Here is a 20,551-nt window from a genome sequence, read left to right as displayed (position 1 = left end):
GGGGCGCGGTGACCACGACGAGACGGTCGCGACGCCTGTCGGACCGCGATCGGTCCGTCGCCGCGCGCTCGATGCAGCGTCTTGATCGCCGCCAGCTGGCGGCGATCGCGGCCGGCGGGCTCGTCGGCACGCTCGCCCGCACCGCGCTGGCCGAGCTCGTGCCGCACTCGCCGTCGGAGTGGCCCTGGGCGACGTTCGCGGTCAACGTCGTCGGCGCGTTCCTGCTGGGCTATCTCGTGGTCCGGCTGCAGGAGCGGCTGCCGCTGTCGACCTACCGCCGGCCGCTGCTGGGCACCGGGTTCTGCGGCGGGCTGACGACCTTCTCGACGATGCAGGTCGAGCTCATGCGGATGCTCGACGCCGGCGCGCTCGGGCTGGCCGCCGCCTACGCATCGGCGAGCGTCGTCGCCGGGCTGGTGGCGATGTCGGCCTCCGCGAAGCTGGTGCGGCGCGTGCGGGCGCTGGCATGAGCGTCGCCGTGTGGTGCGCGGTCGGCGCGCTGGGCGCGTTCGGCGCGCTCGCCCGCTTCGCGGTCGACTCGCTCGTCAGCACGCGGATCGCCGGGCGCCTGCCGTGGGGCACCTTCGTCGTCAACGTCGGCGGCGCGCTGGTGCTCGGCCTGTTGGTCGGCGCCGCCGTCGGCGGTGACGCGTACGTCCTGGCCGGCACCGCGACGATCGGCTCCTACACGACCTTCTCGACGTGGATGTTGGAGACGTTCCTGCTCGCCGAGGACGGCCAGCTGCGCTGGGCCGCGGCCAACGTGCTCGGCAGCCTCGCCGTCGGGCTCGCCGCGGCGGAGCTCGGCAACGCGATCGGAGGTCTGCTGTGAACGTCGACTGCCTCAAGCTCACGACCTACACCAGCGAGCGCCGGCGAATCGACGGCGAGTTCCTCGCCGACGCGCTGATCGACCTCTACGCCCGCCACCGGTTCCAGACCAGCATCATGCTGCGCGGCACCGAGGGCTTCGGCCTCAGGCACCACCTCCGCACGCAGCGGCTGCTGACGCTCTCCGAGGACCTTCCGATCGTCACGATCGCCGTCGACACCCGACCCCGGATCGAGGCTGCCGTGCCAGAGCTGGCGAGCATGACCGAGCACGGCCTCGTGACGCTGGAGCGCGCGCGCCTGCTGACCGGCGCGATCGAGCCGATCAGGCTGCCCGAGCGACTGCACGACGAGACCAAGCTGACGATTTGGATCGGACGCCGCGAGCGCGCCGCCGGGAGGCCGGCGTTCGTGACGATCGTCGACCTGCTGCGACGACACGGCGTCGCCGGCGCGACGGTCCTGCTCGGCGTCGACGGCACGACGCACGGCCTGCGCCGCCGCGCCGCCTTCTTCGCACGCAACGCCGAGGTTCCGCTGATGGTCGTCGCGATCGGCTCCGGTACCACGATCGCCGCCGCGCTGCCCGAGCTGGCCGCCACGCTGGACAGACCGCTGTTCGCGATCGAGCGCGTCCGCGTCTGCAAGCGCGACGGTCGCCGCCTCGCCGGCCTGCCGGAGGTCGCCGGCAGGGACGCCGGCGGTCTCAACGTCTGGCAGAAGCTGACGGTCTACGCCGGCGAGCAGTCCCGCCACGACGACGGACCGCTGCACGTCCAGCTCGTCCGGCGCCTGCGCGAGGCCGGACTGACCGGAGCGACGGCGGCGCGGGGCATCTGGGGCTACCACGGCGACCATGCACCCCACGGCGACACCGTCCTGTCGATCAGGCGCCGCGTCCCGATCGTCACGATCGTCGTCGACCGCCCCGCACGCATCCGCAGAGCGTTCGAGCTCGTCGACGAGCTCACCGACCAGACCGGCCTCGTCACGAGCGAGCTCGTCCCGGCCCTCCGCACGGGCGACGGCGACCGCTCGCTCGGCGGACTGGGCCTGGCCGAGCCATAGCCCCAGAGGCGCCCGCGACGACCGGAGGACCGACCTGCGCCCCGGTGCTGCTCAATACCACCGCTCGCGACCGCCGACGGCGCGGCCGGTCGCGCCAAGGATCCACAACACGATGCCGATCAGCACGAGCACGATGCCGATCGTCCACAGGATGCTGCTGCTGACCAGCAGCCCGACCAGCAACAGGATCAGTCCCAGCAGGATCATCGTCGCTCCTCTCTCGCAATCGCGGCCGGCATGGCCGCGCTCTGTCTCTCGAGCGTGCTCGCCGAAGCCCGATTCGATGCGCGCGATGTGTCGGGTCATCGCATGTGAATCTCGACCGCGACGCCGTCGAACTCGGTTCGCGCGGCCAGGTGCAGCTCGCGCCATGGCACGTCCGGGGCCGGACACGGATGCGGTGGTCGGCAGCCCGCGAGCAGCACGGGGCGGCCGCTTGACCGGCCATCCTCCGGTCCACTACCGTGGCACACGCTCAAGCCCGCGGTTCGACGTGGCGCGCCGATACGGATCTGGGGATGGGAAATGGACGCTCGCGACGTCGCAGGCCGGGTTCGCAGCTTGATGCCGGGGCTGCGCAGTGACCTCGAACGGCTGGTGCGGATCCCGTCGGTGTCGGTCCCGGGGCGGATCGACCGTCCGCTGCTCGATGCCTTCGAGCTGGTCTCGCAGCTGTTCGCCGACGCCGGCGTCGCGGTCGAGCGCCTCGACCTGCCGGGCACCGCGCCGGTGCTGACGGGCGAGATCGCGGCGCCTGAAGGCGCGCCGACGGTCCTGCTCTACAGCCACTACGACGTCGTGCCGGTCGGCGACGAGGCGCAGTGGACCTCGCCGCCGTTCGAACCGACCGAGCGCGACGGCGCGCTCGTCGGTCGCGGCGTCGCCGACACGAAGTCCAACGTGATCGCCCACGTCGGGGCGCTGCGCGCGTGGGGCGGCCGGCCGCCCGTGGGGATCAAGCTCTGCATCGAGGGCTACGAGGAGATCGGCAGCGGCGCGCTGACGAGCTACCCGCAGACCGATCCCGCCCGCTTCCAGGCCGACGCGATGGTGATCGGCGACATGGGCAGCATCCGGCCCGGCCTGCCGACGCTGACGACGGCGCTGCGCGGGATGGCGAACGTGACGGTGCAGACGCGCACGCTCGAGTCGGGCAAGCACAGCGGCCTCTACGGCGGCGCCGCCCCCGACGCGCTGCTGGCGCTGCTGCAGGCGCTCGCGTCCCTGCACGACGCCGCGGGCGACGTCGCCGTCGCCGGCCTGCGGCGCAACGAATGGGAAGGCCCAGCGCAGCCGGAGGCCGACTTCCGCGAGCTGGGGACGATCGTGGACGGGATGCCGCTGATCGGCACCGGCGGGCTCGGGTCGCGTGTCTGGTCGGGGCCGGCGATCACCGTCACCGGTATCGACGCGCCCTCGGTCGACGGCGCCGTCAACGCCGTCTCGCCGTACGCTCGCGCACTGCTCAACGTGCGCGTCCACCCCGAGCAGGACGCGGTCGAGGCGCAGAGGGCCGTGATCGACCACCTGCGCGCGCAGCGGCCGTTCGGCATCGAGCTCGACGTGCAGCCCGGCGCGACAGGCAACGGCTTCGCCGCCGCGACCGACGGACCGGCCTACGCGGCGGCCCGCGAGGCGTGGTCGCAGGCGTGGGGCGCCGACGTCCTGCTCGCCGGCAGCGGCGGCTCGATCCCGATCGTGAGCGCGCTCGCGCGAGCGCTCCCGCGGGCTGAGGCGCTGCTGGTCGGCACGACCGACGGCTTCGCGAACATCCACGGCCCCGACGAGCGGCTGCTGCTGTCGGAGTTCGAACGCGCGACGATCGCGGAGGCGGACTTCCTCGGCCGCTACGCGAGCGCGTTCTCGGCCGACCGGAGCGCGGGCCGATGAGCGCCACGGCCAGCGGTCACGTCGACGGCACGGGCGGCTTCGGCGAGGGTGACGGCGGGGGCGGCTTCACGCAGCGCGCGCTCGCGTGGATCGAGCGCAACGGCAACAAGGTCCCGAACCCGGCGATCCTCTTCCTCGGGCTCTGCATCGGCGTGATCGTGCTCTCGCAGATCCTCGACTGGATCGGCGTCAGCATCACCAGCGAGGTTGTCGACGTCGGCAGCAGAGCGGTCGAGGCCCGCCCCGACGGCGTCAGCGCGCTGCCCTACGACAACGCCCCGGAGCACTACGCGGTCGTACGCGAGACCTTCTCGATCAGAGGCTTGTTGACCGGCGACGGCATCCGCTTCATGTTCACCTCGTTCGTCCCCAACTTCCTCGGCTTCACCGCGATCGGCGTGATCCTCGTGGCGATGGTCGGCGTCGGCGTCGCCGAGCTGTCGGGGCTCGTCGGCGGGCTGATCCGCAAGCTCGTCGCGATCTCTACAGCGGCGTCTCTGACCTTCATCATCGTCTTCGTCGGGATCATCTCCAGCATCGCCGCCGACGCCGGCTACCTCGTCCTGATCCCGCTCGCCGCGACCGCGTTCCTCAGCGTCGGGCGCAATCCGCTCGCGGGGATCGCGGCCGGCTTCGGCGCGGTCAGCGCGGCGTTCGGGGTCAACATCCTGATCGTCCCGGCCGACGCCGTCATCACCGACATCACCAACGAGGCGGCCGCGCTGGTCGATCCGACGACGAGAATCGACCTCGTCTCCAACCTCTTCTTCGGCATCGGTTGCACGATCTTCCTGACGATCGTGATCGCGCTCGTGACGACCAAGATCGTCGAGCCGCGGCTGGGCAGATGGGATCGCAGCCTCGCCGACGAGGAGGAACTGGCGCGCGAGGAGGGCGTGACGGTCGACGCGGCGCTGGAGGCGAAGGGGCTGCGCTGGGCGGGCCTGGCGGTGCTCGGCGTGCTCGCCGTCATCGCGCTGCTGACGCTGCCGCCGGGGGCGCCGCTGCGCAACCCCGAGACCGGCGACATCATCGGCGACTCGCCGTTCATGAGCAGCCTGATCGTGATGATCTCGCTCGCCTTTCTCGCCGCGGGAATCGCCTACGGACGGGCGGTCGGAACAGTCAGAAGAAGCGACGACGTGCTCGGGATGATCACGAGATCGTGGGCGAGCCTTGCGAGCTTGCTCTTCCTCTTCATGCTGATCGCCCAGTTCATCGCCTACTTCGACTACAGCAACATGGCCCAGGTTGCGGCCGTCTGGCTCGGCGACATCCTCGAAGAGCTCGACCTCGGCGACATCTGGCTGCTGCTCGGCGTGATCGTCGTGACGATCGTCGTCAACTTCCTGATCCCCGCCAAGATCGCCAAGTGGGCGATCCTCGCACCGATCTTCGTGCCGCTGATGCTGCGGCTCGGGATCGAGCCGCAGACGGTGCTGGCGGCCTACCGCGTCGGCGACTCGCCGACCAACGTGCTGACCCCGCTGATGCCGTACTTCGCCCTGATGGTCGTCTTCGCGAAGCGGTACCAGAGAGACGCGGGAATCGGCACCGTGATCGCGCTGATGCTCCCCTACACCGTCGTGCTCACGATCGCCTGGACGCTGTTCTTCGTCGCCTGGTACCTGATCGGGATCCCGCTCGGCCCCGGCTGGCCGGTCCGCTGATCCCGCACATGGACGATGCCACGGTCACGCTGCTGATCCTGGCGGCGGCCGTGGCGCTGTTCGTCTGGAACCGCCTGCCCGTCGCAGTCGTCGCGCTCGGCGCCGCCCTCTCGCTCCATGCCGCGGGGGTGATCACGCTCGACGAGTCGCTGGCGGGCTTCGGCTCGCCGACGGTGCTCTTCATCGCCTCGCTGTTCGTCGTCAGCGAAGCGCTCGACGCGACCGGCGTCACGGCATGGGCGGGACAGCGCCTGGTCGCCGCGGCAGCCGGTGACGCGAACCGGCTCGTCGCGCTCGTGCTGGGGCTGAGCGCGGTGCTCGCCGCGCTGATCACGCCCAACGGCGCGGTCGCCGCACTCGTGCCGATGATGGTCGTCGTCGCAACCCGGATCGGTCGCTCGCCCTCGAAGCTGCTGATGCCGCTCGCCTTCAGCGCGCACGCTGGCTCGCTGCTCGTGCTGACGGGCTCGCCGGTCAACATCCTCGTCTCCGAGGCATCCGACGGGGCCGGCACAGGGCGGTTCGGCTTCTTCGAGTTCGCCGTCGTCGGCCTGCCGCTCGCGATCGGGAGCGTCGGCCTCGCGCTGCTGCTGGGCAGGCGGATGCTGCCCGACCGCCGTGCACGCGCGATGGCGCCCGACCTCAGCAGCCACGCGCAGACGCTCGTCGTGCAGTACGGGATCACGGCGAACGCGTCCGGCCACGAGGTGCCGGAGGCGCTCTTCACCCGTCAGGTCGGCGTCGCCGAGGTGGTGATCCCCCCGCGCTCGCCGCTGGTCGGGGAGTCCGTGTTCGCCGGCATGACGACCGACAGCGGCGACCTCGTCATCCTGTCGGTCCAGCGCAACGGAGAGGCGCCGGAGTCTGAGCGGCTGGTGCTCGCGGCCGGCGACGTGCTGCTGCTCGAGGGCTCCTGGCGCGCGCTCGACGAGCGCCTCGACGGCGACGAGGTGCTCGTCGTCGACGCGCCCGCGGCGGTCCGCCGGCAGCTGATCGCGCTCGGGCCGGGAGCGCGGCGCACGCTCGTCGTCGGCGTCGCGTTCGTCGCGGCGCTCGCGACCGGGGTGGTCCCGGCCGTCGTCGCCGGCCTGCTCGCGGCGATGGCGCTCGTGCTGCTCGGCACGCTCAGCGGCGAGCAGGCATACCGTGCCGTCGCGTGGCCGACGGTGATCCTGATCGCCGGGCTGATCCCCGTCTCCGAGGCGATCTCGAGTACCGGCGCAGCCGACAGAATCGCGAGTGTCTTGACTGACGCCGTCGGCGGCTCCAGCCCCTACCTGCTGCTGGCCGCGCTGTTCGTCGTCGCCGCCGCCTTCGGGATCGCAGTCAGCAACACGGCGACCGCGCTGGTCCTGATCCCCGTTGCGCTGTCGGCGGCAGCCGACCTGAACCTCTCTCCCCGACCAGTCCTGATGAGCGTCGCGATCGCCTGCGCCGCGTCCTTCCTGACGCCGATCTCCACCCCCGGCAACATGATGGTGCTGGAACCCGGTGGCTACCGCTTCGGCGACTACTGGCGCTTCGGGCTGCCGTTCCTCGGCCTCTTCTTCGTCGTTGCCGTCTTCCTCGTGCCGCAGATCTGGTCGTTCTGAGCAGCCGCCGCCACAGCAGGCGATCGACCTCGGCACGGGCGCGTACGTTCGATCTGACTTTCGCAGGCGGCTCGAACGGATGGACGTCCCGACCGTCGGGAGCAGCCGACGTACCCGCTTAGCGCCGGCCGGGACCGCGTCTGGCGCGGTCCCGGCCGTTCGTCGCGCTACGCGGGGACGGGCACGCCGTCGATCGTGAAGGTGCCGCCGGGCGGCTGGTTGAAGGTGTCGGCTCCTCTCGGCGCCGTGTTGCCGGAGATCGCGGTGCCGGTGACCGTCATCGTGCCGGTCGCCGAGTTCCACAGTCCGCCGCCTTCGTTGGCAGCGGTGTTGGCGGTGACGCTGCCGCCGGCGATCGTGACGGTGCCCGCGCCGGTGGTGTGGAAGCCGCCGCCGTTGCCAGGCGCGGCGCCGGCTCCGTTGGCGGCGAGTGTCACGTCCGTGAGGGCGACGGTGCCGAGGTTGGTCTCGATCCCGCCGCCGGCGCGCTTGGCGGCGTTGGCGCGGATCTCGCTGCCGCTGACCGTCAACGTGCCTCTGTCGTTGAGGATCGCGCCGCCGGAACCGGCCGCGCCGTCGGCTCGGTTCTCGGCGATCGTGCCGCCTTCGACGGTCAGTCTGCCGCCGTCGTTGAAGAGCGCGCCACCGCCCTGGTCGGCACCGGCGCCGGCGGCGAGGTTCGCGACGAAGGTCGTGCGCGCGACCGTCATCGTGCCGGCGGCGGAGTTCCACAGGCCGCCGCCCTCCGCAGCGGCGCTGTTGCGCGCGACCTGCCCGTCGCGGACGGCGACGGTTCCTGCTCCGGTGAGGTGCAGGCCGCCGCCGTTGCCGGGCGCTGCGCCGGTGGCGTTCGCCTCGAGCGTCGTCCAGTCGAGCGTCGTGCTGCCGAGGTTGGCTTCGACGCCGCCGCCGGCGCGGGTGGCGCTGTTGGCGCGGATCATCGTGCCGCTGATCGCGAGCATGCCTCTGTCGTTGAGGATCCCGCCGCCGGAGCCGGCCGCGCCGAGGGCGCGGTTGTCGGCGACGGTGCCGCGCTCGACGATCAGCCGGCCGCCGTCGTTGAAGAGGCCGCCGCCGCCCTGGTCGGCCGCGGCGCCGTCTGCTCTGTTGCCGCTGACGGTCGTGTCGAGCACGCGCATCGCGCCGGCGGCGGAGTTCCACAAGCCGCCGCCCTCGGCGGAGGCGCTGTTGCCGCTGACGGTGGTTCGGGAGACCTCGACCTCGCCGGCGCCGGTCAGGTGCAGGCCGCCGCCGTTGCCCGGGGCCGTGCCGGTCGCGTTGCCGGTCAGCTTCGCGCCGAGGACGCTCGTGGAGCCGGCGTTGGCCTCGATGCCGCCGCCTGCGCGGCTGGCGCTGTTGGTGTTGACGTCGGTGCTGTCGATCAGGACAGTGCCGAGGTTGTTCAGCAGGCCGCCGCCGGAGCCGGCCGTGCCGGTCGCCTGGTTGCGGGCGAGCGTGCCGCGGTCGATGCGCAGTCGGCCGCCGTCGTTGAAGATCCCGCCGCCGCCTTGGTCGGCGTCGGCGCCGCTGGCGACGTTGCTGGTGATCGTCGTGTCGGCGACGCTCATCGCGCCGCTGGAGGAGTTCCACAGTCCGCCGCCCTCGGCCGTGGCGCTGTTGCGGTCGATCAGCGAGTCGCGCACGTCCACGACGCCTCTGCCGGTGAGGTGGAGCCCGCCGCCGTTGCCCGGGCCGCCGGCCGTGACATTGAGGAGCAGCGACGCTCTGCGCAGCAGCGTGGTGCCCTCGACGGCCTCGACGCCGCCGCCGGCGCGCGGGGCGCTGTTGCGGTTGACCTGCGTGTCGCGCAGGATCAGCGTGCCTCTGCTGTTGAGGAGACCGCCGCCGGAGGCGCCGTCGCCCTGGACGGCGTTCTTCAGCACGCGCACGCCCTTGAGCTCGACGCGGCCCTCGCTCTCGATCGCGCCGCCGCTCTGGCCGGCCGGCGGAGCGCCGTTGGCGATCCGCGCTCTGCCGATCGTCAACCGCGCCCCGGGCGCGACGTCGAAGGCGCGGTCGAGTCTGGCGGCGTCGATCAGCGCGCCGCGGCCGACGATCGTGATCGTGCCGGTGACGTCGAGGTCGCCGCTGCGGGCGCCGTCCTCGCCGGCGCCGGCGCTCGTGAGCTTGTAGCGACGGGCTCTGAGCGCGATGCGGGCGCCGTCTCTGCTCGCGTTGCCCTCCATGATCGCGGCGCGCAGCGAGCAGCGACCGCCGCTGTCGGCGCAGCGGCCGTCACCGGGTCTTCTGTCGAGCGTGTCGGCGGTCGTCTCGACTGCGAAGCGGCTCGCACCGGAGGCGAGCGAGGGCAGCAGCGCCGCGGCGAGCGCGGCCGCCAGCGCGGACAGCAGGACCAGCAGTGAGCGGTGCATGTGACGGAGCCTCCTGGGAGGGGATCGGAACATCCCTGACTGCTCTCTCATGCGACGAGCGGGCAGAACGTCACAGCCCGTCGTCGGCGCGTTGATCCGCGTGACGCTTGCGGGCGTTGCCTCATCTACGAGTGCCATCGACCGACGCCCGACATGACGACCCACACGTCCGCGACCTCGTCGAACGCGCCCGCGCCGGCGACGAAGCCGCATGGGAGCTGCTCTACCGGCGCGCGTATCCGCGGCTGCTCGCCTATGCCCGTCGCCGGCTCGCCGGCGACGCCTCCCCCGAGGACGCGGTGCTGGAGACGATGACCCGTGCGCTCGAACGGATCGACCGCTTCCGCTGGCGCGACGGCGGCTTCGAAGCGTGGCTGTTCGGGATCCTGCGGCTCGTCGTGCTCGAGCACCACCGCGCCGACCGACGTGCCCGGCCCGTCGCCGAGGTGCCCGAGCGCGCCGCGCCACCCGAAGGCGGGCCGGCAGAGACGGCGCTGCGCGCCGAGCGCCACGGCCTGCTGCGGCGCGCCTTCGCAAGGCTCAGCGACAGCGATCGCGAGCTGCTGGAGCTGCGCGTCGTCGGCGAGCTCAGCGCCGAGGAGGTCGCGACCGTCGTCGGCCGCAGACCGGGAGCGGTGCGGATGGCCCAGACACGTGCGCTCGACCGGCTGCGTGCGAAGCTGCGGGAGAGCGAGCATGCCTGACGACGACCGCCTCCTCGACGAGCTTGCCGACGCCCTGCGCGCCGACGAGGATCCGCAGGCCCAGCCCGACCCGCAACGGCTGGCCGCGTTCCGCCGCGCCGTCGCCGCCCTCAACGCCGACACCGCCGGCGACGACGGCGGCGCGTCGACCGCGCCGACGTCCGCTGCGCGTCGGCACCGCCTCGTCGTCCCGGGCTGGCTGACGCGCCCGCGGCTCGCGCTCGGCGCGGCGCTCGCGGCCGTTGCGCTGGCGATCGGCGGGGTGCTCGTCGGCGAGGCGATCGACGGCAGCGACAGCGCCGCCCCGGCGGGCGTCGTCGAGTACGCAGGCGCGATCCAGCTGCCCGACGGCGGCGACGCCGGAACCCTGGAGATCCGCGCGATCGGCATCGGCCGCACCGTCGACCTCCGCACCGACGAGCTGCCGCTGCTGCCCAGAGGTGACTACTACGAGGTCTGGTTCGTCGGCCCCGGCGACACCCCCGCCAGACCGAACCGGATCTCAGCCGGCACCTTCCACCCCGACAGAACCGGCCGCTCCGACGTCCAGCTCAAAGCCGCCGCCGACCCCGCCCTCTACCCCACCGTCGAGATCACCGCCGAGCCCAGCGACGGCAACCCCGCCGCCACCGGGCCCGAGGTGATGCGCGCGCGGGTCGACTGACCCACCGAGTGATCCCCTGGACTCAGTGGCGCTCAGCGCATCTGGCGCACACCGCACGTGTCGCCGCTACGTCTCGCCTGATCTGTGCCACGAGCTCGTCGGCCGTCTCGAACCGCTGCTCGTCGCGCAGCCGCGTCAGCAGCTCGAGCACCACGCGTTGCCCGTACAAGCTGCCGTGGAAGTCGAGGACGTGCGCCTCGATCAGCACCCCGAGGCGCGATCTGAAGGTCGGCCGCGTGCCGATGCTGACGGCCGCGGGCCGGCCGTCCAGCAGCCCGGCGTAGACGCCGTGCGCGGGGATCGGCGAGTCCGGCGGCAGGTCGATGTTGGCGGTCGGGAAGCCGATCGTCCGTCCCCGACGCTCGCCTTGCACGACGATCCCCTCCAATCTGGTCATCCGTCGTCTCCTCGTCGTCGGGGAACCCCATCACGCCTGGATGACGCGGCTCCTGTCAGGCCGCGAGCGCAGCGACGCGAGCCGGCCTCTGCAGCTCGCGCAACGCGTGCGAGTACGCCAGCATCCCTGCCATCGCAACGTCCCCGCGTTCGATCGTGTCGATCAGCTGCGTGTGCTCGCAGACCAGGCGTGCGGTTGCCTCCTCGACACCCAGCGGGCGCAGCAGCTCCAGCAGATCCGGCGCCGCGGCGGCGAGCAGCGCAGCGGCGCCGGAAGCCAGCTGGTCGGCAACGAACTGAGCCGCCAGCGCGTGAACAGCGGCGTCTGCGTCGAGCAGTGCGGTCCAGCCGCGGGCGCGGCCAAGCTCGGCGTTGGCAATCCGCAACCGGGCCACCATCGCCGCCTGGTGCGTGCGCGCAAGCTCGGTGGCGACCTGCTGCTGCACCAGGGCGAGCGGGTGCAGCAGATCGCTCGTTCTGACGCCGGTCGCGAGCGCATGCAGCCGCCACGCGTTCTGCAGCCCTTCGTGGGTCGCTGCGACGAGGTGCGAGCCGCTGTCGCGCCCCGATCCCCGCCGGGCGCTGACAAGCCCGAACAGCTCGAGCGCGCGCAACCCCTCGCGCACCGTCGCCCGGCTGACCTGCAGCCGCTCGGCGAGGGTGCGCTCGCCCGGGAGGCGCCCGCCGATCTCGATCTGGCCGGCGCGAATCGCACGCTCGATCGCCTCGACGACGTAGGCGAACGCCCGCGCCCGCTCGAACGGCATGGACGCTTCGTGCGCCCCAGCGTCTCTCGCTGGTTCCATCTGTCCTGCTCCCTCCAGCCCGACAGCCTGTGCGCGAGGCCGTGATGATCGGTTCCGCCCGTTGCGGGCGGAGGAGTCGGCAGGTCTTCGGGCTCAGACGCACCTCGGCTCGCCTTCCCAGGAGCTCTGATCCCAGTGGCATGTCGGCCGTGTATCGCGTCCCCACCGCTGCGCGCCAGCTCCGGACTTCGACCGGATTCCCTGACCTCGACATGCGAGGAGACCGACTCCACGGTCGATCGTAGCGCGGTTCGCCGCGCGCATCCAGCGATCGACTCGCGTGCGCAGCGGCGCTCATGCGAGTCGGACCAGGCTGACCGCTGCGGCCGCCAACAGGACGGCGGTCACCATCCTCGCCCCGAGCGCCGTCGCGAGCGCCGCGACGCCGAGGCCGGCGACCCGCGCGTCGAGCGCGATCGTGCCGCCGCGCTCGAACGTGCCCGTCACGACCAGCGCGGCCAGCAACGCGGCGGGCAGCCCGGCCAAGGTGCGCGTCAGCCATGGCGGCAGCGTCCTGCCCCCGAGGCCGACCGGACCGGCGGCGCGGATCGCGAACGTCGCGAGCGCGAGCCCCGCAGCCGCCAGGAAGGTGGCGCTCATGTCGATGAGCGCCACCCGGCGAATGCGGCGAGGCAAGCAGCGATCACCGGTACGCCCGCAGGCGCGACGGGAAGCAGCACCACTGCGATCGACGCCGCGGCGGCGGCGGTGACACGCGCGCGCCGCTCGCCCAGCTCTCTCAGCAGCAACACGAGGAAGAAGGCGGGGAAGAGCGCGTCGACACCGTAGCGCCCGGGGTCGCCCAGCTGCGAGCCGATCACGACGCCGACGATCGTGCCGGCCTGCCAGCCGAGCCACTGCGGCGCCGTCGAGCCGATCAGGCGCCGCGCGCCGTAGCGCCCCTCGGCCAGCCGCGCCATCGTCAACGAGGCGTCGACGATCGCCTGGCCCGTCAACGCCCGCCGCACGATCCCGCCGCCGATCGACGGACCGATCGCGATACCGACCGGGAGGAAGCGCAGATTGACGAGGATGCCCGCGGCGAGCGCCGCGACCACGTCGCCGCCCGCCGCCAAGACGCCCAGCACCGCGATCTGCGCGGCGCCCGAGAACGTCAGCATCGACATCGCGATCGGCGTCACGACGCCCCACCCGCGCGTGACCGCCTCGATTCCGAAGGAGGTCCCGATCAACAGCATCGGCACGGCGAGCGGCGCGCCGGCGCGGACTCCCGCGCCGACGCCGTCGATCGACGGTTGCGTCGCGGCCAACTCAGGCCGTCGAGGCGGGCGCCTCGTAGGCGATCGGCTCCTCCAGCGGAATCGCCTGCACCGCCGGGAGCACCTCGCGCGAGAACAGCTCGAGGCTGTCGAGCGACTCCTTGTGCGTCATCGCGCCATAGCGCCCGGTCAGCATGAACTCCTCCGGATGAAACGCGTCGCAGAGCCGGCGGAGCTTCTCGACGCACTGGTCGGGCGTGCCCCAGATCGAGTTGCTGATCCACGCCTCGCTCATCGTCTCCAGCGGTGTCGCGGCCGCCTCCTTGTAGTGCTCGTAGCCCTTCAGTCTCCCGAAGTGGCTGCCGCTCAGCTCGTAGTTGCGCGAAGCCGAGTCGACGTACTCCGGCACATATCGCCGCGCCGCCGCCTCGGCCTTGCCGGCGTCCTCGTGGCAATACATGTGCAGGTGCAGTCGCGGACGCGCGGGCGCAAAGCCCGCTTCGCCGCGGGCCGCGCCGAACGCTGCGAGCTCGTCGTGGTAGTCCGTCAGGGCCTTCTGCGGAATGATCAGCGGCCGCAGCCCGAGGCTGGCGCCGACGGGCGCGGAGCTGGGGCTGCCCCACGAGAAGCACAGCGCGTCGAGCAGCGCCTCCGGATCGCGCGGACGGGGACGCATCGTCGTGTCCTCGTAGCGGTGATGCTCGCCCTCATAGGAGAACTTCTCCTCGGTGAGCGCCAGCTTGATCACGTCGACGCTCTCCTTGAAGAGGCCGCGCGACTCGTTCTGGTCGATGCCGAGCGCTTTGAACTCGCGACGGCCGAGCCCGCGACCGACGCCGATGTACGGCGTCCGCCCGCGCAGCACGTACTGCAGCATCGTCATCTCCTCGGCGACCCGCAGCGGGTCGTGCCACGGCAGGATCACCACCATCGTCCCGACGTCGATCCGCTTCGTCACGCCCGCGACGAACGTGAGCGCCTGAATCGGGTTCGTAACCATCGTGTAGGGGCTGACATGGTGCTCGACCGTCCACAGCGAGTCGAACCCGAGCTCCTCGATCATGAGCACCGTCTCAAGCTCCTCGGCCCACACCTGCGCATCGGTGTTGGGCTCCAGCGGCGGTACGTCTTCGCCGCGCTCGAGTGCGTTGAATCGATCCCAGTCGGGATAATTCTGAATGTAGAGCGAAAGACCGACCTTCATCGTCGTCTCCTCGTTGGTGGTGGTTCAGGGGCGCAGCAAGACCTTCAGATGCGGAGTGGCGCCGCTGCGCAGGTCGTCGAACCAGCGCGGCGCCTCGTCGAGGCCGGCAACGGCCGTGACGATCTGCTCGCAGGGAATCCGTCCCGCGGCGATGTGATCGAGCGCTTCGGCGAAGTCGCGTGTGGAGTACGCGAGCGAGCCGCGGATCGACAGCTCCTTCATCGCGACCGCCGTCAGGTCCAGCGGCGCGGGCTCGCCTGGGATCCCGACCACGACCAACCGCCCCGCGGGCGGCAGCAGGCCGACGGCGAGCGGGGTGCCGCTCGGATGGCCGCTGCAGTCGATCGCGACCGTCGCGGCGGCCGCGCCGAACAGCTCTTCGGCGGAGGCCGCCGCCGCGCCGGGTGCGGCCGTCGAGAAGCCCAGCCGCTCGACCATCTCGCGGCGAGCGGGATTCACCTCCACGACCACGACGCGCCGCACGCCCCGCGCGCGCAGCCCGGCCGCCGTCATGACGCCGATCGGACCGGCACCGATGACCCACACGCCCGTCTCCTGCGACGGCTCGGCGAGCGCGATTGCGCGAATCGCCACGGCCAGCGGCTCCGTCAGCGCGCCGTGCGCTTCGCTTACGCCGTCCGGGAGCCGGCGCAGCATGCCGGCCGGCACGACCACCGTCTCGGCGTATCCACCGGCCCGGCCGAGCCCGGGGCCGCGCGAGAGGCCGTTCTCGCACAGATGGTCGTGGCCACCGCGGCAGGCGTAGCACTCCCCGCACGGCACGATCGGGAGCACGGTGACACGGTCGCCTACCGACCAGCCCGCGACCGCCTCCCCCACCTCGCTGACGCTGCCGGCGAGCTCGTGCCCGAGCACGAGCCCCGCCGGCACCCCCGGCATGTCGAGCATGTGCAGGTCGGAGCCGCAGATGCCGCAGTAGGCGACGTCGAGGCGCACCTCGCCGGCCATCACGGGCGCCTGCGGCGCATCGATCAGCTCCAGGCCTCGATCGGCCCCGATCGCGACAGCTCTCATGCGCTCCCTCTCCTCGTGTTCGCCGGCTGAGCGGCCCGGGTCGTCGTGGAGCCCTCACCCGTCGTCGCCGTTGCCGCGATCAGCTCAGCGCCGAGGCGCAGGCAGGTGCGATCCTCGCGATCCTTCAGGTAGAGGCGCACGTTGACGCCTCCTGCGTCGGCCGTTCGGTTGATCACGCGCAGTTCCAGGCGCACCTCGCGCGGCTCGCCGATCCCGCGCGGGAACTTGACGTCGTGGACTCGCTGCACCAGCCAGGCATCGCCCACGAGCGCCGCCAACGACGAGCTGACATCCGCCAGCAGCCGCGCGGCATCGGGCAGCGTCACCGCGCCGGCCGGGCTCCCGGGCGCGTGGCGCGCCGCGCTCGGCGCGAGCGCGTGCCACGCCCCGACAGCGTGTCGCCCGATCTCCGCGTCCGCGGTGCCGGCGACGAAGCGCTCCAGGGCGATCGGCACAGCCTGCGCGTCGGCGGGCTTCAGCATGACGGCCATCAGAAGACCGGGGTTTCCGTGTAACGGCCGAAGAGCCCCTCGAGCGCGTTGACGATCTCGCCCATCGAGGCGTGCGCCCGGACGGCGTCGATCGTCGCCGGCATCAGGTTCGCGCCGGGATCCCTCGCCGTCCGCACCAGCGCTTCGAGCGTCGCGCTGACGCGCGCGTTGTCGCGCGTGCGCTTGATCTCCTGCAGGCGCTCGATCTTGCGCCGCTCGCTGGTCGGGTCGATCTTGTGGACCTCGATCTCCTGGTCCTCGTTGTCGTCGACGAACTTGTTCACGCCGACGACGGTGCGGTCGGCGGCGGCCTTGCGCTGGGCGAACTCGTAGGCGAAGTCGGCGATCTCGCGCTGGAAGAAGTTCTGCTCGATCGCCGCGAGCGTGCCGCCGACCTCCTCGATCTTGGCGAGGTACTCGTCGATCGAGCGCTCGAAGTCGCGCGTCAGCGACTCGACGTACCAGGAGCCGCCGAGCGGATCGATCACCTGCGTGACGTTCGTCTCCTCGGCGATGATCTGCTGCGTGCGCAGCGCGACCTTCATCGCCAGCTCCGACGGGATCGCGTACGCCTCGTCGAGGCCGTTGGTGTGCAGCGACTGCGTGCCGCCGAGCACGGCCGCGAGCGCCTGGATGGCGGTCCGCACGATGTTGTTCAGCGGCTGCGGCTTGGTCAGCGTCGCCGCGGCCGTCTGCGTGTGAAAGCGCATCCGCATCGACTCGGGGCTCTTGGCGCCGAACTCCTCCCGCATCATCCGCGCGTACCGGCGCCGCAGCGCGCGGAACTTGGCGACCTCCTCGAAGAAGTCCGCCTGGCAGACGAAGAAGAACGACAGCCGCGGCGCGAACGCGTCGACGTCGAGACCGGTCGCCGTCACCGCGCGGACGTACTCGCGCGTGGTCGCGATCGTGAACGCCGCCTCCTGCAGCGCGCTCGAGCCGGCCTCCGAGATGTGGTACCCGCTGATGTTGATCGGGTTGTAGCGGGCCATTCGCCCGGCCGTGTAGGTGATCGTGTCGCGCACGATCCGCATGCTCGGCTCAGGTGGGTAGATCCACTCCTTCTGCGCGATGTACTCCTTCAGGATGTCGTTCTGGATCGTGCCCGACAGCTTGTTCAGATCGAGCCCGCGCGCCTCCGCCACCGCGATGTACATCGCGAGCAGGATCCATGCGGAGGGGTTGATCGTCATCGAGACGCTGATCTGCTCGAGGTCGATCCCGGCGAACAGCCTGTCCATGTCCTCCAGCACGTCCACGGCGACGCCCTCGCGGCCGACCTCGCCGACGCTCTTGGGATCGTCGGAGTCGAAGCCCATCAGCGTCGGCATGTCGAAGTCGACCGAGAGCCCGGTCTGCCCCTGGGCGATCAGGTACTGGAAGCGCTCGTTCGTCTCGTCCGGCGTGCCGAAGCCGGCGATCTGGCGCATCGTCCACGGGCGGCCGCGGTACATCGTCGGGTAGGGACCGCGCGTGAACGGGAACTGTCCGGGCAGCCCGATGTCCTCGTAGGGGATGTCGGCGACGTCCGCGGGGGTGTACACGCGTTTGACGGGTCTGCGCGAACCGGAGAGGTACTCGCCGCGACTCTCGGGCCGGCGCGCCACGAACGCGGCGAGCTCTCCCTGCTCCCACGTCTCCAGCTCCGCCTCGACGTGCTGGCGGACGGTCTCTTCGATCAGGTTGGTGAGTGCCCTCGTGCTCGGGGTCATCAGATCTTCTCCAGCTGCGGCTCGGGAACGGGTTCGTGGTCGACCAGCGCGCGCGCGGCGGTGTGCGGGTCCAGTCGTCGGGCGGCGACCTCGTGCACGACGCGCTCGACGAGCTCGGTCGCCGCGGGGTCCGCGAGCCGCTCCAGGACGAGGTCCTTCGCGATCGAGTGGATCCGCGCCGTCGCGATCGAGCGCTCGCGACGCGTGCGCTCGCCCGACTGCGCCATCCACGCGACGTGGGCGGCGAGCGTGTCGGCCAGTTCGGGGACGCCGGTGCCGGTCAGCGCTTCGGTGCTGAGGACGGGGACGGCCCAGCCGCCGGGGCCAGGCGGACCCGCCAGTGTGAGCATCGACAGCAGCTCGGCCGCGGTCTTGTTGGCGTCCGGCCGGTCCGCCTTGTTGACGACGTGGACGTCGGCGATCTCCATCAGGCCCGCCTTGATCGCCTGGACGTCGTCGCCGGCCCCGGGCACCGACACGACCGCGGTCGTGTGGGCGATCCGCATGATCTCGACCTCGGCCTGGCCGACGCCGACCGTCTCCACGACGACGTTGTCCCAGCCGGCGGCGTCGAGCACCGAGACGGCGTCGACGGTCGCGCGCGAGATGCCGCCCAGCGACCCGCGGCTCGACATCGAGCGGACGAAGATCCCGCGGTCCAGCGTGTGGTCCTGCATGCGGATGCGATCGCCGAGGATCGCGCCGCCGCTGAGAGCGCTGGAGGGATCGACGGCGACGATCGCGACGGTCTCGCCGCGCTCGCGCAGCTCGCGCGCGAGCGCGTTCACCAGCGTGCTCTTGCCGCTGCCCGGCGAGCCGGTGATTCCGATCACGTGCGCGTGGCCGCCGGCCCGGTACAGGTCGGCGAGCACGGCGCCGCTGCCGACACGGCGTGCCTCCAGCGCCGAGATCAGCTGGCTCGTCGCGGTCACATCGCCCGCCCGTGAGCGGGTCAGCAGGTCGGCGAGGCGCTCGTCGGTGGAGCTCATGCGCCGACCACCTCGCGGAACAGGTCCCGCTCGTCGATCACCCGACGGGCCTTGAACTCGCTGCGCTCGAACGTGTTCTGCGGCACCGCGACGACGTGCGTGCTGACGCCGAGCGTCGTGCGCAGCGCATCCTGCGCCGCGATCCGGAACGCCTCGACCGCACCGGCGTCCGCAGTTCCGTTGGCGCTGTATTCGATCTGCACCGCCAGCGAGTCCATCGTCTCCTCGCGCGAGACGATGATGCGATGCTCGCCGCCGTAGCCCGGCAGCGAGGTGACGATCTCCGAGATCGTGCTCGGGTAGACGTTCTCGCCGCGGATCGTGAACTGATCGTCGATGCGACCGTAGATGCCGCGCGGGAGGATCGGGTAGGTGCGGCCGCACGGGCTCGGACCGGCCTCCCAGCGCGTCAGGTCGCCCGACAGCAGCCGGATCATCGGCTGGCTGGTGCGCTCCAGGTGCGTGTACACCGGGGTTCCCTCGCTGCCGTACGCGACGGCCGCGTGGCTGGAGGGATCGACCACTTCGGTGTAGACGATGTCCTGCCAGCACAACATCCCGGCCTGCGCGCTCGTCTCGCCGAGGTTCATCCAGGGGCTCATCTCCGCCATCGAGCCGGAGTCGAAGACCTTTCCGCCGTATCTGCTCTCGATCTGGCGGCGGATGCTCGGGATCGCCGCGCCCGGCTCGCCCGAGAAGAAGAGGATCCGGATGCCGAACTCGCGCGGGTCGACCCCGCCCTCCTCGGCCACCTCCGCCAGCCGCAGCGCGTAGGACGGAGTGCCGTAGAAGACGGCGGGCTTCATCTGGCGCATCCAGTTGACGGCGCGCTGGGTCTGGCCGGCGACGCCGGCGCCGAAGGGAAACGCCGCCGCACCGAGCCGCTCCGCGCCCAGCAGCGCCGCCCACGAGCCCATGTAGAGACTGAAGACAGAGCCGACGAAGACGGTGTCGCTGGGGCGGATCCCCATCGACCACATCACACGCGCGTGCGCGTTGGCGATCGACCTCCAGTCCTCCCGGCCGATCCCGAACGCGGTCGGGCGCCCAGTCGTGCCGGAGGTTCCGTGAACGCGCACCACGTTCGTCTCGGGGATGCAGAGGTAGTCGCCGAACGGCGGATGCTCGGCCTGAGCCGCGCGCAGCTCCTCCTTGGTCACGACCGGCACGCGCTCGAAGTCGGCGAACGTCCGCACGTCGCCGACCTCGACGCCCGCGGCGTCCCACTTGCGACGGTAGAACGGCGCGTGCTCGTAGGCGTACGCCATCACCTCGCGCAGCCGCTGGAGGATCGCGACGTTGCGCTCCTGCGGGTCCATCGTCTCGCGAACCGGGAACCAATGCTCCTGGTCGACTGGCGGGACGTACCCGTCGTCGTAGCGAGGCGGCCAGCTCCATTGCTCCATCAGACCCGCGCTCCCCGCTTGGCGACGAGCTCGCGTACGAGCGCCGCGGCGGCGTCGGGCGGCGTGTCCTGGCCGAGGATCGCCTGCACCCCCATAGCCGTCAGGGCCTCGACGTCCTCGTCGGGCATCACGCCGCCGCCGATCACGATGTAGCGCTCGAAGACCCCCTCCTGCTTGAGCAGCTCGAGCAACTGCGGGAAGAGCGTCATGTGCGCGCCGGAGAGCAGGCTGACGCCGATCACGTCGACGTCCTCCTGGATCGCGGTCGTGACGATCTCTTGGGGAGTGCGGTGCAGGCCGGTGTAGATGACCTCCATCCCCGCGTCACGCAGCGCCCGCGCGACGACCTTGACACCGCGGTCGTGCCCGTCGAGGCCGGCCTTCGCCATCAACACGCGGATCGGGCCGCCGTCGCCTGTCGCCGTTCGTTCATTCATTGAGGTTCCGCCTGTCATGGATCTCTCTCCGCGGCCAATATCCGTCATTGGCCTCTCCTTCGTA

At 71.7% G+C, this 20,551-nt stretch carries 21 protein-coding genes and 1 riboswitch; of the genes, 8 read left to right on the top strand and 13 right to left on the bottom strand.

The window, feature by feature from the left end:
• Positions 1-71 precede the first annotated feature (71 nt).
• Genes crcB (Q7L65_RS16550) through Q7L65_RS16540 form a run of 3 tightly spaced genes read left to right on the top strand, consistent with a single transcriptional unit; the run spans position 72 to position 1,899 of the window.
• Positions 72-470: a fluoride efflux transporter CrcB gene (gene crcB, locus Q7L65_RS16550; RefSeq protein WP_304722679.1), complete on the top strand. Its 399-nt coding sequence runs from the start codon at positions 72-74 to the stop codon at positions 468-470.
• Positions 467-832, top strand: a complete 366-nt coding sequence (gene crcB, locus Q7L65_RS16545) for a fluoride efflux transporter CrcB (RefSeq protein WP_304722677.1) — start codon at positions 467-469, stop codon at positions 830-832. The genes crcB (Q7L65_RS16550) and crcB (Q7L65_RS16545) overlap by 4 nt, the downstream gene beginning before the upstream one ends.
• Positions 829-1,899, top strand: a complete 1,071-nt coding sequence (locus tag Q7L65_RS16540; RefSeq protein WP_304722675.1) for a DUF190 domain-containing protein — start codon at positions 829-831, stop codon at positions 1,897-1,899. The genes crcB (Q7L65_RS16545) and Q7L65_RS16540 overlap by 4 nt, the downstream gene beginning before the upstream one ends.
• A gap of 51 nt (positions 1,900-1,950) precedes the next feature.
• On the opposite strand, the gene Q7L65_RS16535 is transcribed toward Q7L65_RS16540, so the two are convergent.
• Entirely contained in the window at positions 1,951-2,106 is a 156-nt protein-coding gene (locus tag Q7L65_RS16535) for a hypothetical protein (RefSeq protein WP_304722673.1), read from the bottom strand.
• A 318-nt stretch (positions 2,107-2,424) separates the two neighbouring features.
• On the opposite strand from Q7L65_RS16535, the gene Q7L65_RS16530 reads away from it, so the two are divergent.
• The 3 genes from Q7L65_RS16530 to Q7L65_RS16520 are packed head-to-tail and all read left to right on the top strand — an operon-like array spanning position 2,425 to position 7,051.
• Positions 2,425-3,789, top strand: a complete 1,365-nt coding sequence (locus tag Q7L65_RS16530; RefSeq protein ID WP_304722671.1) for a M20/M25/M40 family metallo-hydrolase — start codon at positions 2,425-2,427, stop codon at positions 3,787-3,789.
• Positions 3,786-5,459, top strand: coding sequence for an AbgT family transporter (locus tag Q7L65_RS16525; protein ID WP_304722669.1), 1,674 nt, complete (start codon positions 3,786-3,788; stop codon positions 5,457-5,459). The genes Q7L65_RS16530 and Q7L65_RS16525 overlap by 4 nt, the downstream gene beginning before the upstream one ends.
• 8 nt (positions 5,460-5,467) lie before the next feature.
• Positions 5,468-7,051, top strand: coding sequence for an SLC13 family permease (locus tag Q7L65_RS16520; RefSeq protein ID WP_304722667.1), 1,584 nt, complete (start codon positions 5,468-5,470; stop codon positions 7,049-7,051).
• A 167-nt stretch (positions 7,052-7,218) separates the two neighbouring features.
• Here Q7L65_RS16520 and Q7L65_RS16515 read toward each other — a convergent pair whose 3' ends face one another.
• Positions 7,219-9,423 (bottom strand): hypothetical protein, encoded by a 2,205-nt coding sequence (locus tag Q7L65_RS16515; RefSeq protein ID WP_304722665.1) that lies wholly within the window; start codon positions 9,421-9,423, stop codon positions 7,219-7,221.
• 131 nt (positions 9,424-9,554) lie between these two features.
• On the opposite strand from Q7L65_RS16515, the gene Q7L65_RS16510 reads away from it, so the two are divergent.
• Both Q7L65_RS16510 and Q7L65_RS16505 read left to right on the top strand, forming a co-directional pair.
• The gene (locus Q7L65_RS16510) at positions 9,555-10,127 is read left to right on the top strand and encodes an RNA polymerase sigma factor (RefSeq protein ID WP_304722663.1); all 573 of its coding nucleotides are present in this window, start codon (positions 9,555-9,557) and stop codon (positions 10,125-10,127) included.
• Entirely contained in the window at positions 10,120-10,791 is a 672-nt protein-coding gene (locus Q7L65_RS16505; protein ID WP_304722661.1) for an anti-sigma factor, read from the top strand. The genes Q7L65_RS16510 and Q7L65_RS16505 overlap by 8 nt, the downstream gene beginning before the upstream one ends.
• A 22-nt stretch (positions 10,792-10,813) precedes the next feature.
• Here Q7L65_RS16505 and Q7L65_RS16500 read toward each other — a convergent pair whose 3' ends face one another.
• The 11 genes from Q7L65_RS16500 to Q7L65_RS16450 all read right to left on the bottom strand — a co-directional run bounded on the left by Q7L65_RS16500 (position 10,814) and on the right by Q7L65_RS16450 (position 20,487).
• The gene (locus Q7L65_RS16500) at positions 10,814-11,188 is read right to left on the bottom strand and encodes a riboflavin kinase (RefSeq protein WP_304722659.1); all 375 of its coding nucleotides are present in this window, start codon (positions 11,186-11,188) and stop codon (positions 10,814-10,816) included.
• Between the two features lie 55 nt (positions 11,189-11,243).
• The gene (locus Q7L65_RS16495) at positions 11,244-11,993 is read right to left on the bottom strand and encodes a GntR family transcriptional regulator (RefSeq protein WP_304722657.1); all 750 of its coding nucleotides are present in this window, start codon (positions 11,991-11,993) and stop codon (positions 11,244-11,246) included.
• A gap of 60 nt (positions 11,994-12,053) precedes the next feature.
• Positions 12,054-12,236: riboswitch (cobalamin riboswitch) on the bottom strand.
• Between the two features lie 51 nt (positions 12,237-12,287).
• Entirely contained in the window at positions 12,288-12,593 is a 306-nt protein-coding gene (locus tag Q7L65_RS16490; protein ID WP_304722655.1) for an AzlD domain-containing protein, read from the bottom strand.
• On the bottom strand, positions 12,590-13,264 hold the full coding sequence (locus Q7L65_RS16485; protein WP_304722653.1) for an AzlC family ABC transporter permease: 675 nt from the start codon (positions 13,262-13,264) through the stop codon (positions 12,590-12,592). Before Q7L65_RS16485 ends, Q7L65_RS16490 begins: the two co-directional genes overlap by 4 nt.
• Position 13,265: 1 nt before the next feature.
• A complete protein-coding gene (locus Q7L65_RS16480) occupies positions 13,266-14,417 on the bottom strand; it encodes an LLM class flavin-dependent oxidoreductase (RefSeq protein WP_304722651.1) in 1,152 nt (383 codons plus the stop codon).
• 24 nt (positions 14,418-14,441) lie between these two features.
• Positions 14,442-15,452, bottom strand: coding sequence for a zinc-binding dehydrogenase (locus Q7L65_RS16475; RefSeq protein WP_304722649.1), 1,011 nt, complete (start codon positions 15,450-15,452; stop codon positions 14,442-14,444).
• A complete protein-coding gene (locus Q7L65_RS16470) occupies positions 15,449-15,934 on the bottom strand; it encodes a hypothetical protein (RefSeq protein ID WP_304722648.1) in 486 nt (161 codons plus the stop codon). Before Q7L65_RS16470 ends, Q7L65_RS16475 begins: the two co-directional genes overlap by 4 nt.
• Positions 15,935-15,942: 8 nt before the next feature.
• A complete protein-coding gene (locus Q7L65_RS16465) occupies positions 15,943-17,655 on the bottom strand; it encodes a methylmalonyl-CoA mutase family protein (protein ID WP_304722646.1) in 1,713 nt (570 codons plus the stop codon).
• Positions 17,655-18,644 carry a methylmalonyl Co-A mutase-associated GTPase MeaB gene (gene meaB / locus Q7L65_RS16460; RefSeq protein ID WP_304722644.1) on the bottom strand — a complete coding sequence of 330 codons (990 nt, stop codon included), beginning with the start codon at positions 18,642-18,644 and terminating at the stop codon, positions 17,655-17,657. The genes Q7L65_RS16465 and meaB overlap by 1 nt, the downstream gene beginning before the upstream one ends.
• Positions 18,641-20,050, bottom strand: a complete 1,410-nt coding sequence (locus tag Q7L65_RS16455; protein WP_304722642.1) for a phenylacetate--CoA ligase family protein — start codon at positions 20,048-20,050, stop codon at positions 18,641-18,643. Before Q7L65_RS16455 ends, meaB begins: the two co-directional genes overlap by 4 nt.
• The gene (locus Q7L65_RS16450) at positions 20,050-20,487 is read right to left on the bottom strand and encodes a cobalamin B12-binding domain-containing protein (RefSeq protein ID WP_304722640.1); all 438 of its coding nucleotides are present in this window, start codon (positions 20,485-20,487) and stop codon (positions 20,050-20,052) included. The genes Q7L65_RS16455 and Q7L65_RS16450 overlap by 1 nt, the downstream gene beginning before the upstream one ends.
• Positions 20,488-20,551 lie beyond the last annotated feature (64 nt).

The organism is Conexibacter sp. CPCC 206217 (assembly GCF_030646165.1).
Taxonomy (GTDB): domain Bacteria; phylum Actinomycetota; class Thermoleophilia; order Solirubrobacterales; family Solirubrobacteraceae; genus Conexibacter.
Note: the sequence above shows the minus strand (reverse complement) of the source record. Positions and strands in the feature narration are given on the sequence as shown.